Source organism: Campylobacter sp. BCW_6465 (assembly GCF_001762815.1).
GTDB lineage: Bacteria > Campylobacterota > Campylobacteria > Campylobacterales > Campylobacteraceae > Campylobacter_D > Campylobacter_D jejuni.
Genome location: NZ_MJXN01000112.1, coordinates 314,270 through 327,082 on the forward strand (window position 1 = coordinate 314,270; position 12,813 = coordinate 327,082).

At 29.3% G+C, this 12,813-nt stretch carries 14 protein-coding genes; 9 read left to right on the plus strand and 5 right to left on the minus strand.

Going from position 1 to position 12,813, the window contains the following annotated elements; all coding sequences use genetic code 11:
- Positions 1 to 3: 3 nt before the first annotated feature.
- On the plus strand, positions 4 to 1,614 hold the full coding sequence (locus AJ886_RS09740; protein ID WP_070287619.1) for an AAA family ATPase: 1,611 nt from the start codon (positions 4 to 6) through the stop codon (positions 1,612 to 1,614).
- Positions 1,615 to 1,621: 7 nt separating this feature from the next.
- Here the strand turns inward: AJ886_RS09740 and AJ886_RS09745 are convergent, their stop codons facing one another.
- Positions 1,622 to 2,038 (minus strand): PepSY-like domain-containing protein, encoded by a 417-nt coding sequence (locus tag AJ886_RS09745; protein WP_002861740.1) that lies wholly within the window; start codon positions 2,036 to 2,038, stop codon positions 1,622 to 1,624.
- 97 nt (positions 2,039 to 2,135) lie between these two features.
- On the opposite strand from AJ886_RS09745, the gene AJ886_RS09750 reads away from it, so the two are divergent.
- Together AJ886_RS09750 and AJ886_RS09755 are read left to right on the plus strand one after the other, a co-directional pair.
- Entirely contained in the window at positions 2,136 to 2,654 is a 519-nt protein-coding gene (locus AJ886_RS09750) for a rhomboid family intramembrane serine protease (protein WP_070287620.1), read from the plus strand.
- On the plus strand, positions 2,651 to 3,163 hold the full coding sequence (locus AJ886_RS09755; RefSeq protein ID WP_004305696.1) for a SixA phosphatase family protein: 513 nt from the start codon (positions 2,651 to 2,653) through the stop codon (positions 3,161 to 3,163). Before AJ886_RS09750 ends, AJ886_RS09755 begins: the two co-directional genes overlap by 4 nt.
- A gap of 14 nt (positions 3,164 to 3,177) precedes the next feature.
- Here the strand turns inward: AJ886_RS09755 and rpoD are convergent, their stop codons facing one another.
- Together rpoD and AJ886_RS09765 are read right to left on the minus strand one after the other, a co-directional pair.
- A complete protein-coding gene (gene rpoD, locus AJ886_RS09760) occupies positions 3,178 to 5,046 on the minus strand; it encodes an RNA polymerase sigma factor RpoD (RefSeq protein WP_070287621.1) in 1,869 nt (622 codons plus the stop codon).
- A gap of 79 nt (positions 5,047 to 5,125) precedes the next feature.
- Positions 5,126 to 6,007 (minus strand): LysR family transcriptional regulator, encoded by an 882-nt coding sequence (locus tag AJ886_RS09765; protein ID WP_070287622.1) that lies wholly within the window; start codon positions 6,005 to 6,007, stop codon positions 5,126 to 5,128.
- Between the two features lie 112 nt (positions 6,008 to 6,119).
- On the opposite strand from AJ886_RS09765, the gene AJ886_RS09770 reads away from it, so the two are divergent.
- Both AJ886_RS09770 and AJ886_RS09775 read left to right on the plus strand, forming a co-directional pair.
- A complete protein-coding gene (locus AJ886_RS09770) occupies positions 6,120 to 7,217 on the plus strand; it encodes a YeiH family protein (protein ID WP_070287623.1) in 1,098 nt (365 codons plus the stop codon).
- 92 nt (positions 7,218 to 7,309) lie between these two features.
- Positions 7,310 to 7,882 carry a hypothetical protein gene (locus tag AJ886_RS09775; RefSeq protein ID WP_002861734.1) on the plus strand — a complete coding sequence of 191 codons (573 nt, stop codon included), beginning with the start codon at positions 7,310 to 7,312 and terminating at the stop codon, positions 7,880 to 7,882.
- Between the two features lie 15 nt (positions 7,883 to 7,897).
- Here the strand turns inward: AJ886_RS09775 and rsmG are convergent, their stop codons facing one another.
- Positions 7,898 to 8,464: a 16S rRNA (guanine(527)-N(7))-methyltransferase RsmG gene (gene rsmG, locus AJ886_RS09780; RefSeq protein WP_004305702.1), complete on the minus strand. Its 567-nt coding sequence runs from the start codon at positions 8,462 to 8,464 to the stop codon at positions 7,898 to 7,900.
- Positions 8,465 to 9,025, minus strand: coding sequence for a GTP cyclohydrolase II (gene ribA, locus AJ886_RS09785; RefSeq protein WP_002854114.1), 561 nt, complete (start codon positions 9,023 to 9,025; stop codon positions 8,465 to 8,467).
- Between the two features lie 57 nt (positions 9,026 to 9,082).
- Here ribA and hemB point away from each other — a divergent pair, with 57 nt between their 5' ends.
- The 4 genes from hemB to hemN are packed head-to-tail and all read left to right on the plus strand — an operon-like array spanning position 9,083 to position 12,813.
- Positions 9,083 to 10,066, plus strand: a complete 984-nt coding sequence (gene hemB, locus AJ886_RS09790; protein WP_044779212.1) for a porphobilinogen synthase — start codon at positions 9,083 to 9,085, stop codon at positions 10,064 to 10,066.
- Positions 10,063 to 10,983, plus strand: coding sequence for an ornithine carbamoyltransferase (argF, locus tag AJ886_RS09795; protein ID WP_044779213.1), 921 nt, complete (start codon positions 10,063 to 10,065; stop codon positions 10,981 to 10,983). Before hemB ends, argF begins: the two co-directional genes overlap by 4 nt.
- Positions 10,980 to 11,471, plus strand: a complete 492-nt coding sequence (locus AJ886_RS09800) for a DUF2603 domain-containing protein (RefSeq protein ID WP_044779214.1) — start codon at positions 10,980 to 10,982, stop codon at positions 11,469 to 11,471. Before argF ends, AJ886_RS09800 begins: the two co-directional genes overlap by 4 nt.
- A complete protein-coding gene (gene hemN / locus AJ886_RS09805) occupies positions 11,458 to 12,813 on the plus strand; it encodes an oxygen-independent coproporphyrinogen III oxidase (protein WP_002861729.1) in 1,356 nt (451 codons plus the stop codon). Before AJ886_RS09800 ends, hemN begins: the two co-directional genes overlap by 14 nt.

Below are 12,813 nucleotides of genomic sequence, written 5' to 3' on the forward strand. Positions count from 1 at the left end.
ATAATGAAAAATAAAAAGATAATTTTAGCATCTTTTATGGTTTTATGTATGCTTTTGGGAATTTTATATTTTAAAAATGAACCTAAATATATAGATGAAAATCTTTATCAAAGTCTGTTAAGTCAAAATTTAATCCAAAAAGCTGTGATTGATAAAGACGAAATTTGGCTTAAGGCAGAAGGTGAAAATTACGTAATTATAAAAGATGGCATAGATATAAAAACACTTTTAGCAAAAGTTCCTATAGAGGTTAAAAAAGATAACACGCTTTGGGTGTTTTTTATTTTACTTGTTTTTATTATCACACTTTTTATAAGTCTTGGTTATTTTGCCCGTAAAAAAGAATTGGCTAAATATCCTATATCAAATAAGAATCACACTCAAGCTCAAAATTCAAATATAAATTTAGAAAGTTCTCATATAAAACCTGTGATTTCAAATATTACTTTTAATGATGTAGCAGGTGTTGATGAAGTTAAAATGGAGCTAAGAGAACTTGTAGATTTTTTACAAAATCCTAAAAAATATAAAGAATTTGGTGTAAAAATGCCAAAAGGTGTTTTAATGGTAGGCCCACCAGGTGTAGGAAAAACATTGATAGCAAAAGCAGTTGCAGGAGAAGCAGGGGTGCCATTTTTTTATCAAAGTGGTTCAAGTTTTGTTGAAATTTATGTAGGTATGGGTGCAAAAAGAGTTAGAGAGCTTTTTTCAAAAGCTAAAATGATGGCTCCTAGTATAGTTTTTATCGATGAAATAGATGCTGTAGGTAAAGCAAGGGGAGAAATGTCAAATGTTGAAAGAGATAGTACTTTAAATCAACTTTTAACCCAAATGGATGGTTTTGAGGACAATAGCGGGGTTATAGTTATAGCTGCGACAAATAAAATCGAACTTATGGATTCTGCTTTATTGCGTTCAGGGCGTTTTGATAGGAGAATTTTTTTATCTTTACCTGATTTTAAAGACAGACTTAAAATTTTAGAAATTTATATGAAAGATAAAAACAATAATGTCAATTTAAATAAAATCGCCAAAGCAAGCGTAGGTTTTAGTGGAGCAGGACTTGAAACTTTGGTCAATGAAGCAGCAATTAATGCTTTAAGAAGAAATAGTGCTTTAGTCGAGGAAAGTGATTTTTATGCTGTATTAAATAAAGTTCTTTTAGGCAAGAAAAAGATTTTAAGTTTTAATGATGAAGAGAAAAAAATTCAAGCCACTTATCAAGCTGCAAAAGCTTTGAGTGCGTATTATTTTGACATAGGATTTGATAAAATAACTCTCATTGAAGATCGTTTTAAAGAATATGAGCATAATATAAGATCAAAATCAGAACTTATCAATCGTATAAAAGTTTATTTGGCTGGTTCTAGGGCTATGAAATTAATTTACAATGAAAGTTATACTAACTCGCAAGATGATTTTTTAAAGATTAAAGAATTGCTTGATTATATGTTGAGTTTTGATATGTTAGAAGAACCAAAGTTAAGCAAACAAAAAAAAGAAATGGATGAATTTTTAAATTCTATGAAGGATAAAATTTTAAAATTATCAGAGCTTTTGCTTGAAAAAGAAAAGATAGAACATGATGATGTTAAAAATATAATGCAGATTTGATTATATTTTAATCATCAATTTCTTTGTGCAAGATAGTTCCATTAAAATCTATAAGAATTTTTACATCGTTATCAAATTTAATCTTGTAATGGTTGATTTTTCTTTCGATTTCTCTAGCTTTTGTATTTGGAAATTTGTTTTTAATGATATTAGCTAAATTTTGAGGTAAAAAATCTAGTTCAAAAGGAAAGGCTTTATTTTCAATTTCTTTCCAAGCTCCATCTATGTCAAATTCAAGTTCTGTCCCATCGCTAAGATAGACTTCATAGGAATTTTTGTCTTTTTGTACAATCCCTATAGGTGCTTTGAAATTATGTTGTAAAAATTCTTTAGAAACGCTTGGCAAATTATCAGCAGAAATTATTATATCAGCGTTTAAAGATAAACTTAAAATAGTAATAATACTTAAAAATTTAATTTTCAATATTTTTCCTAATTATTTTTTAGTAAAATTGTAAAGAATTTATGTGAATTTTATGTGAATTTTAAGACAATATTATAAAAAATAAAGGTTTTATACTTTGCTTACAATTTTTTTAATTTTTTTAAATATTTTATGTTATTTTTTGATTTCTTATGATTATTACAATATCCTTGGTTTGAATATTTTATTTTTTAATGGAGCTTATTGGCAACTTTTAAGTTCAATGTTTTTACATGGAAATTTAACTCATCTTATATTAAATATGATAGTTTTATTTCAATTTGGGCGTATATTAGAAACTTATTTAGGTGCTTTGCATTTTATTTTTATTTATTTTATTGGCGGGTTATTATGTTCACTTTTAAGTGTTTTTTATGTGTATTTTGATTTTAAATATTTTGGAGAAAATATAAATGTCATAGGTGCTAGTGGTGCAATTTGTGTTTTAATGGGTTTTTATGCTGTTCTTGATAAAAATAGCACAAAAGGACTTATAGTGGCAATTTTACTTATGAGTTTTGCGCCATTGCTTATGGGGGTAAATGTTGCTTGGTATGGTCATATTTTCGGGTTTATATGTGGTTATATTTTAGCTAAAATAAAAGAGGTAAAATGAAAAAAATTTATATTATAAGACATGCAAAAGCAAGTAAGAGAGGAGATATCGATGATTTTGAAAGAAAGCTTACTAAGAGTGGAAAGGAAGATTTAAAAAAACTTTTTAAAAATCTTGCCTTGCATGAAATTCATCCTGATTTAGTGTTATCAAGTCCTGCTGTTAGAACCGCTAAAACAGCGAAAAAAATAGCCAAATTTTATAATTTTGATAAAAATAAAATTTGTTTTGATGAAAGATTGTATCTTTGCAATGTTGAAAATTTGCTAAAAATTTTGCAAAATATTGATGATGAGTTTAATGAAGTGTTTTTAGTGGGCCATAATCCTGGTTTAATGGAGCTTGGAGAGTTATTAAGCTCGCTATGTTTAGCTTCTTTTCCAACTTCTTCTATCTTGTGTTTAGAATTTGATATTAAGGAATTTAAAAATTTAAAAAAACATAGCGGAAAATTAGTTTTTTTTGAACATGTACGCAAGTTAAAAGAAGAAAAAGATTTAGGTTTTTAGTAAGAGATTGACTCTTACTTCCAACCTTCTATATAATTTTTTAGTTTTCTTCCTACTTTAGGGTGTTTGAGTTTTTTTATAGCTGAGCTTTCTATTTGTCTCACTCTTTCTCGAGTGACATTAAGCTCTTTCCCAATTTCTTCTAAGGTTCTATCGCTTTCATCATCCATTAAGCCAAAGCGCATTCGAATTACCGCTTTTTCCCTATCGTTTAATTGATCTAAAACTTCATCAATTTGTTCTTTTAAATCATCCTTTAAGATATGATCCATTGGAGAAAGTGAATTTCTATCTTCAACAAAATCTCCAAATTTACCATCATCTTCATTTCCTATTGGAGCTTCAAGAGAAATTGGTTCTTTTGTAATTTTAATAACTTGTTTAACCTTATCTACGCTTAAACCTACTTCTTTAGCTATAACGCTGACATCAGGTTCTTTTCCATCTTTTTGTAGATGTTCGCGGATAATTTTGTTAATTTGATTGATGGTTTCTATCATGTGGATTGGAATTCTTATGGTTCTTGCTTGATCAGCTATAGCCCTTGAAATAGCTTGCCTGATCCACCAGGTTGCATAAGTGGAAAATTTATAACCCCTTTTGTATTCAAACTTATCCACAGCTTTCATCAAGCCTATATTCCCTTCTTGAATAAGATCTAAGAAAGGTAGACCACGATTTGTGTAGCGTTTAGCTATGCTTACAACAAGACGCAAGTTTGATTTTGCCATTCTTCCTTTTGCTTCATCAGAGATTTTTTTACCACGTTTAATTTGCTCTAAAATTTCTTTTAAACGTGATTTTTCAAGATCAAAGCTTTTTTCACTGGCTTCTTTAGTTTGAAATAGTTTTTTAATTTCCATATAAGTGCTTACCATGGTTGTTTCTAAAGCTCGCTCTGTGATTTCTTCTTTGCTCAATTTTGTAATATCTTTTAAAATATCTGCATGGCGTTTTTTAAGTTCATCAGAAAACATAGGTAAGCGGTATTCTAAACGCTTAAGTTCTTTGTCAAATTCTTCATCACTTTTTAGTGCAGTTTCCATTGATTTTACGATTTCACTAATAAGTTTTGAAGTAGGGCCTAGATCCATTAATTTTTCTTTTAAAATATTTTTTTTGAATGCAATGCTTAATTTATCTAAAAGCTCATCTCCACTTTCCTTGTCTTTGGATGTTTTTAGCCAATCTTTTTTAGCTTTTTCTAGAGCTTTAAATTTTTCTATAACTTTTAAAGTTCTTTCATCTTCTTTTTTGCTGTTTTTTTTAGTATTTTCTTCATCTGTTTCTAATTCTGTTTCGTTTTCTTCATCTTCGTCTATATCAAGTTCATCAAGTTTATCATCATTTTTTTCTTCATCGTCAAAGCTTTTAAATAATTCTTTTACTCTTCTTTCTCTGTTTATTAAAGGTTCTTTATAATCTAAAATAAAATCTATCAAATAAGGTACAGAACAAAAAGCATCAATGATAATATCTTCACCAAGTTCTATTTTTTTAGAAATTTCAATTTCTTCATCTTTGTTTAATAAAGCAATTTGTCCCATTTCTCTTAAATACATACGAACAGGAGAGTCTGATCTGCTCCATTCTAATAAATCGTTTTCATTGGCTAAATCAAATTCGTTCTCAAGGCTTGCATCTTGGAGTTTTTGTTTTTCTTCTTGAAGTCTTTTTGCATCTTCTATGTTTTTCATTTGTGCAATTTCAGCTGCTGAAAAAAGTTGCACTTTGTGTTTTTTCACTAATGCTTGCACTTTTTTAGCGGTTGATGCACTTGGTTGTTTTGTAAGATATTTTACCAATTTTTCATATGTGATATAATCTTTTGCATTTTCTTGAAATAATTCTTCTAATTCAGCTTCTTGAGTTTTGGCGTTCATTGATTATCCTTGAAATTTATATAAGCTTTAGATTTTATCTAAAAATTGCTTAACTTTCTATATAAATCGGTTATTATGCTTATGATTTAAATATTTTTTCAAATTTTTCTAAAGCTCTGTTAAAATTATAATTTTTTCTTTTTAAGGTATAAAATTTACGCTTTAGGTTGATATTTTTTAACTTGATTTCATAAAGTGTTGAATTTTTTAATTCTTTTTCTATGCTTTTTTTGGAAAAAATAGAGATTGCTTTTTTTTGTAAAACAAGTTCTTTAATCGCAGCCATTCTATCAAGCTCAAGAAAAATATTAAGTTTTTTTGAGCTTGCACCAATTTCGTTTAAAAATTTATCCCTTAAGCCTGAGCCTACTTCTCTTAAAATCCACTTTTGTTCTAAAAGTTCATCGATATAAAATTCTTTTTCATTGAATTTTTTATCACTTGTAGCTACTATAAGTTCATCATTTTGCCAAAAATTTATTTCTAAATTTTCATACTCCACTAAAGCTGGATCAAGTTCTGCTTCAATAATTGCAAATTCTATATTTCCGTTTTTTAGCAAATTTAAACATTCTTTTGAATTCTGTGTTTGAGAGCGAATTGCTATGTTTTTAAATTCTGCTTTAAAATCAAATAAAATAGGAGCTAAAAAATGTTCAGAAATGCTTTGAGTTGAGGCTATTTTTATTTCCCCTAAGAGCATACTTTCGTCGTTTAATTTTTCTAAGCTTTGGTAGTAGGCTTGTATAATTTTTAACCAATTTTTTCCTAGTTCTAAAGCTTTTGGTGTAGGTAAGAGTTTTTTTCCAAGTCTTTCAAATAAAATGCCATCAAATTTATTTTCTAAATTTTTAATTACTATTGAAACATTAGGTTGAGTTATGGAAAAATTGTTGGCTGTATGAGTTGGACTTTGAGTGTTTAAAAGATCTAAAAATATTTCCATATCTTTGATTTTCATGAGTGATTCCTTTATTTAATAAAAAAAAATTATTATAAAAATTAAAATAATATATTTTTATAATTTTAATAAAAAAAATATAATAACACAAAATTTAGAAAAAGGAAAATAAATGAAAACAAGTTTTTTAGCACATAGCATGGCTATAGTGCGTTCAAATTTTAAGGGTTTGCTTTTTACTGCTTGTATAGTGATTTTTGCTATGTATTTTTCTAGTGTTCAAAGTATCAAAGATACTACTCATTTGGCAGCGACTGCTTTTGCTATCATCATAGGAGTGTTGCTCTCTCCTTGGTTTTTTAAATACCAACATCATTTTCAAGCTGGAGTGCATTTTAGTGCAAAAAAGCTTTTAAGACTCGGTATTGTTTTATATGGTTTTAATATTACTTTAACTGAGCTTTTAAGTGTAGGGTTGAAAGGGTTTTTACTTTCTGCTATAGTGATATTTTTTGTTTTTCTTATTGCTTTATTTGTAGGAATGAAAATTTTTAAACTCGATAAAGAAACTTCTATGCTTGTTGGAGCCGGAAGTGCGATTTGCGGTGCGGCAGCGGTTTTAGCGTTGGAGTCAAGTTTAAAAAGTGATCCTTTTAAAGGAATTTTAGCTGTAGGTACGGTGGTGATTTTTGGACTTGTGTTTATGTTTTTGTATCCTATAGCTTTTTCTTTAAATCTTTTTCCTTTTTTTGATCAAAATGCTATGGGGGTTTTTATGGGGGCTACTTTGCATGAAGTGGCAAATGTTGCAGGTGCCGCTGAAATGGCAAAAGATATGGCAGGATTTGAGCAAGGTGCTTCTAATGTTGCAGTGATTATAAAAATGATGAGAGTGATTTTACTTGTGCCTTTTTTGCTTATAGTGACTTATTTTTTTGCTAAAAATCAGCATTCAAGCAGTGGAAAAACTGCAAAAAGTATTACTATTCCTTATTTTGCATTCGCATTTTTAGGTATGATAGTTTTAAATACATATCTAGCAACTAAAGAAAGTATTTTAGGTATTGCTACGAGTGATATTATTTCTTTAGGTAAAACACTTTGTACTTTATGTATTGTTTTTGCTATGGCAGCTTTAGGTTTGCAAATTGACTTTAAAAAATTTTTAAAGAGTGGCTCTAGAGTATTTGGTTTGGCTTTTGTTTTAGGGCTTGTTTTGATTTTTGGAGGATATTTTTTAACTTTGACTTTTAAAGATATACTTTGGTAATAACAATTATTTTTTGAAAAAATTTATTTTTATTAATCAAGTGATAATATAATTGTTTTTGTTTAATAAAATCTCATTTTGAAGGAGTTAAAATGAAAAAAATTGTTTTAAGTATTTTAAGTTCTTGTTTATTAGCATCTGCTTTAAGTGCCGTATCTTTTAAAGAAGATAGTTTAAAAATATCTTTTGAAGGGTATAAAACTAAGGATATGGTAGGAGTAGAAGGTGAATTTAAGAATGTAGAATATAAATTTTCTAAAAATACAAAGGATTTTGCAAGTTATCTTAAAGGAGCTAAAGCTACTATAAAGCCAAGTAATGCTTTTATGGGTGAAGGCAATGATGTTATAACCAATAATATCACAAAAGTGTTTTTTCCTGCTTTATTGGGAAATGCAGATATTAAAGTTGTTTTCCAAGATGTGATTGTAGGTGAAAACAAAGGCGTTATTTCAGCAAAAATTACCATGGATAAAAAAAGTACTATTGTACCTTTAACTTATACTATCAAAGATAATAAATTTGAAGCTAAAGGGCAGCTTGATTTGCATACTTTTAAAAATGGTTCTAAAGCATTAAAAGCATTAAGTGATGCTGCTCCAGGACATGGTGGAATCTCTTGGCCTTTGGTTGATATCAGTTTTAATGCTGATTTAGCAGAATAAAAAGTAGCCTTAGGGCTACTTTAAAATACAGTATTTTCTTAAATTATTTTCAAAAATTTCATAATTTTTTATATTTTCAAGTTCTTGATAAATTTCACTGCCTTTCCATAAAATAAAAATTGTATTTTCATCTTTTAGATTTTTGCAAATTTCAAGCAAAGGCTTGACATCCATTAAGGCTCTTGAAGTGATGATATCGGCTTTAAAGGTATTTTTACACTCTTGAACTTTTTCTTTGTAAATATGTAAATTTGAAAGTTCGCATTCTATTTTTAGTGTCCGCAAAAAGGCAGCTTTTTTGGGATTGGGTTCGAAAAGATGAAAATTGCTTTGCAGTAAAAAGGCTAAAAATACAGCTGGAAATCCTGCACCACTTCCTATATCGGCAATATTTTTTGCTTTAGAAAAATCATAAAAATCTAAAATTTTAATACTATCAAAGATATTTTCATCTATATTTTTTAAATGAGTAAGATTGTGAATGCGGTTAAATTTAGATAATAATTCTTTATAAATTTTTACCTTTTCTTTAAAGTTTTTTAAATCGTAGTGTTGTAAAAAATCATAATCTTTAAAAATCATTTATTTAAGATGTCCCATTTGAGTTTGTTTTATGTTTAAATATTCTACATTAAAACGGTTAGGTTCTATTAAAATCGGTATGCGTGTGATGATTTTTTCCTTAATGGACTCTAGTTTCTCGGGATTATTTGTGAGTAAATTAACCTTAGAAATTTCATAGTGTTTGAGTATAAATTCTACAATTTCATAAGTTCTCTCATCGGCTTTAAAGCCAAGCTGATGATTTGCTTTAATCGTATCAAAACCTTTATCTTGTAAAGCATAAGCATTAACCTTGTTAAAAAGTCCTATACCTCTTCCTTCTTGTCTAAGATAAATCACCATTCCGCCATTTTTTTCTATATATTTTAACGAAAATTCAAGCTGTTCTCCACAATCACATTTTAAACTTCCTAAAGCATCTCCTGTTAAGCACTCTGAATGAATTCTTAGATTGAGTGTGTCTTTTGGAGTATTTTTAAATATACATAAATGTTCTTTATCATTTTCTTTAAAACTTTGTATTTGGAAATTTCCCCATTTGCTAGGTAAATTCGCAATTTCTGAAATTTTTATTTTCATTTACTACTCTCTATAATCAAATTTATGTTAAGATTTTAGCAAAAAAAGGACAAAAAAATGTTTAAAAGATTTAGAAGATTAAGGCTTAATGAAAACTTAAGATCTATGGTAAGGGAAAATTCTTTAAGCGTGAATGATTTGATTTATCCGCTTTTTGTGGTTAGTGGAACGGGGATAAAAAAAGAAATTTCTTCTATGCCCGATGTGTTTCAAATGAGTTTAGATGAAATTTTAAAAGAGTGTCAAAATGTAGTCAACTTAGGTATTAAAGCTATTATACTTTTTGGCGTTTTAGAAAATGAGAAAAAAGATAGTTGCGGAAGCGATGCTTTAGATGATGAAGGGCTTGTTGCAAGAAGCATAAGAGAGATTAAGAAAAATTTTCCAGATCTTTTTGTAATTAGCGATCTTTGTTTTTGTGAGTATACAGATCACGGGCATTGTGGGATTATCGATCCAAAAACAAAAAGCGTGGATAATGATGCCACTTTAGAAATTTCAGCCAAACAAGCCTTAGTTCACGCAAGAGCAGGGGTAGATATGATAGCACCTAGTGGAATGATGGATGGTATTATCACTACTTTGCGTAAAGCTTTAGATAAGGAAGGTTTTGAAAATTTGCCTATAATGGCGTATTCTACTAAATTTGCATCAAGTTATTATGGGCCATTTCGAGATGTAGCAGAGTCAGCTCCAAGTTATGGAGATAGAAAAAGCTATCAAATGGATTTTGCTAATGGTAAAGAAGCTTTAGAAGAAAGCTTAGAAGATGAAGCACAAGGAGCTGATATTTTAATGGTAAAACCCGCTCTTGCTTATCTTGATGTAATTAAAGAAATATCCCTTTATTCTAACTTGCCTTTGTGTGTTTATAATGTAAGCGGAGAATATGCTATGCTAAAGGCAGCTAAAAATGCGGGAGTGATTGATTATGAAAAAATCTTATATGAAACTATGATAGCTTTTAAAAGAGCAGGGGCAAAGCTTATCATCACTTATCATGCCAAAGAATTAGCTAAAATGTTAAAAGGAGAAAAATGAAACATTTTTTAACTTTAAGAGATTTTTCTAAGGAGGAAATTTTAAGCCTTGTAAATCATGCTAGCGAGCTTAAAAAAGAGCCTAAAAAACTTTTACAAGATAAAACTTTAGCAATGATTTTTGAGAAAAATTCTACAAGAACAAGAATGGCTTTTGAATTAGCCATAACAGAGCTTGGCGGAAAGGCTTTATTTTTAAATAGCAATGATTTACAACTTAGTCGTGGCGAGCCTGTAAAGGATACAGCTAGGGTGATAGGGGCGATGGTTGATTTTGTGATGATGAGAGTCAATAAACATGAAACTTTACTCGAATTTGCAAGATATTCTAAAGCCCCTGTGATCAATGCTTTAAGCGAGCTTTATCACCCTACTCAGGTTTTAGGAGATTTGCTTACTATCAAAGAATGGAATAAGATGCAAAATGGTATAGCAAAAGTTGCTTTTATCGGAGATAGTAACAATATGTGCAATTCTTGGCTTATTGCGGCTGCGATTTTGGGCTTTGAATTTAGTATAGCTATACCAAAAAACTATAAAATTAGCTCTGAAATTTGGGAATTTGCTATGAAACAGGCTTTGATTTCAGGAGCCAAAATTTCCTTAAGTCATGATAAATTTGAAGCCTTAAAGGATAAAGATGTAGTCATCACCGATACTTGGGTTTCTATGGGTGAAGAGAATGAAAAAGAACGCAAGATTAAAGAATTTGAAGGATTTATAATCGATGAGAAGGCTATGAGCGTTGCCAATAAAGACGCGATATTGCTTCATTGTTTGCCTGCTTATAGGGGTTATGAAGTGAGTGAAGAAATTTTTGAAAAACATGCAGATGTGATTTTTGAAGAAGCAAGAAATCGCCTTTATGTGGTAAAAGCCTTGCTTTGCTTTTTGGATAATCAGAGAGGAAGAGAATGAAAGAGCTAGAAAAGTATAGCATTTGCTTAAAACGCATTGATGAATTTAGTCAAAATCTAGGAATAAAGAAAAAAGATAGAACGATTTTTAAAATGAAGCAAAGCGAGAATGAAAACGAAAAATGTTTAGTTCTTGAAAATGGAAGTTTTGATTCTCCTGAGCCTTGGTTTGTGATTGATGAAAACGATGAAATTCACACTTTGCTTTCTTTACAAAGTCTTAAGAATATACTTGAAAGTTTAAAACAAAGTCAAAAAGAGAATTTTGAATTGCGTTTAGAAAAGGCGATTTATCAACAAATTCCTGTAGATTTTAACGATGTTTGGACGGTTGCTATGGATGAGATCAAGCAAAAGGCGCAAAATGGCACCATGGAAGTTAGTATTGATCTTGAAAAATTAATTTCTAAAATCAAACAAAAGCATCCAAATTTATTTGTAGATATGCAAGCGATGATAGAAAGGGTAAACCAAAATGAGAGATTATAAAGCTTTTGTAAAATACTCTAAAGCAGGACCACGCTACACTTCTTATCCTACAGCAGTAGAGTTTAATGCAAATTTCAAATACGAAGAATATATAGAAATTTTAAAAAAGCAAGATAGATCTTTATCGCTTTATTTTCATTTACCATTTTGTAGGAGTGCCTGTTATTTTTGTGGTTGCAATGTTATTTATACAGCCAAAGAAGAGAGTAAAGAAAGATATTTAACTTATATTTTTAAAGAGCTTGATATTTTAAGTACTATTTTAGATACTAAAAGAGAAGTGGTGCAAATGCACTTTGGGGGCGGAACTCCAACTTTTTTTAGTGCTAAACAACTTCAAAATTTGATTTTAAAAATCAGATCTATTTTTAGAAATTTTTCTAAAGATGCAGAGATTAGCTGTGAGATCGATCCGCGTTTTTTAAATGACGAACAAGCCACAGTTTTAACACAAAATGGCTTTAATCGTATCAGCTTTGGAGTGCAGGATTTTGATGAAAAAGTTCAAAAAGAAATTCATCGCATCCAGCCTTTTGAATTAACACAAAATGCTTTAAATCTTGTAAGAAGTAAAGGCATAAAGTCTGTAAATATGGATTTAATTTATGGTTTGCCTTATCAAAATTTACAAAGCTTTACACAAACTTTAGAAAAAGTTATGCTTTTAAATCCTGATCGTTTGGCGATTTTTAATTACGCTCATGTGCCTTGGCTTAAGAAAAATATGAGAAAATTTGATGAAAATACCTTGCCAAGTCCTGATGTTAAACTTGAAATTTTAGAATTTTGTGAGAATTTTTTGAGTAAAAACGGCTATAAAATGATAGGTATGGATCATTTTGCAAAAGAAAATGATGAGCTTTTTAAAGCTTTAGAAAATGGAACTTTACATAGAAATTTCCAAGGTTATACTACTAAAGGTGGTGCTGATTTAGTCGGTGTTGGGCTTACAAGTATAGGCGAAGGACAAAGACATTATGCGCAAAATTTTAAAGATATGTCAAGTTATGAGGCTGCATTAGATAGAGGAGTTTTGCCTTTTGAAAGAGGCGTAGCTTTAAGCGATGATGATGAGCTTAGAAAAGCAGTGATTATGGAGTTAATGGCAAATTTTAAGCTTGATATCAAGTCAATAGAAAAAGAATTTTGCATTGATTTTCAGGAGTATTTTAAAGAGGATTTAAAAGCTTTAGAAGAATACAAAGATTTTATTAATTTTGATGAAAATTTTATCAAAGTCAATGAAACAGGTGTTTTGCTTATAAGAAATATTGCTATGTGTTTTGATGCTTATATGAAAAACATTAGTGAAGATAAAAAAGTATTCTCAAAAACGGTGTAA

Excerpts from the sequence above, each read along its gene's own strand:
- argF (WP_044779213.1), top strand. The coding sequence starts at position 10,063 with ATGAAACATTTTTTAACTTTAAGAGATTTTTCTAAGGAGGAAATTTTA.
- AJ886_RS09775 (WP_002861734.1), top strand. The coding sequence starts at position 7,310 with ATGAAAAAAATTGTTTTAAGTATTTTAAGTTCTTGTTTATTAGCATCT.
- hemN (WP_002861729.1), top strand. The coding sequence starts at position 11,458 with ATGAGAGATTATAAAGCTTTTGTAAAATACTCTAAAGCAGGACCACGC.
- AJ886_RS09740 (WP_070287619.1), top strand. The coding sequence starts at position 4 with ATGAAAAATAAAAAGATAATTTTAGCATCTTTTATGGTTTTATGTATG.
- rpoD (WP_070287621.1), bottom strand. The coding sequence starts at position 5,046 with ATGAACGCCAAAACTCAAGAAGCTGAATTAGAAGAATTATTTCAAGAA.
- ribA (WP_002854114.1), bottom strand. The coding sequence starts at position 9,025 with ATGAAAATAAAAATTTCAGAAATTGCGAATTTACCTAGCAAATGGGGA.
- AJ886_RS09800 (WP_044779214.1), top strand. The coding sequence starts at position 10,980 with ATGAAAGAGCTAGAAAAGTATAGCATTTGCTTAAAACGCATTGATGAA.
- rsmG (WP_004305702.1), bottom strand. The coding sequence starts at position 8,464 with ATGATTTTTAAAGATTATGATTTTTTACAACACTACGATTTAAAAAAC.
- AJ886_RS09755 (WP_004305696.1), top strand. The coding sequence starts at position 2,651 with ATGAAAAAAATTTATATTATAAGACATGCAAAAGCAAGTAAGAGAGGA.
- hemB (WP_044779212.1), top strand. The coding sequence starts at position 9,083 with ATGTTTAAAAGATTTAGAAGATTAAGGCTTAATGAAAACTTAAGATCT.
- AJ886_RS09765 (WP_070287622.1), bottom strand. The coding sequence starts at position 6,007 with ATGAAAATCAAAGATATGGAAATATTTTTAGATCTTTTAAACACTCAA.
- AJ886_RS09770 (WP_070287623.1), top strand. The coding sequence starts at position 6,120 with ATGAAAACAAGTTTTTTAGCACATAGCATGGCTATAGTGCGTTCAAAT.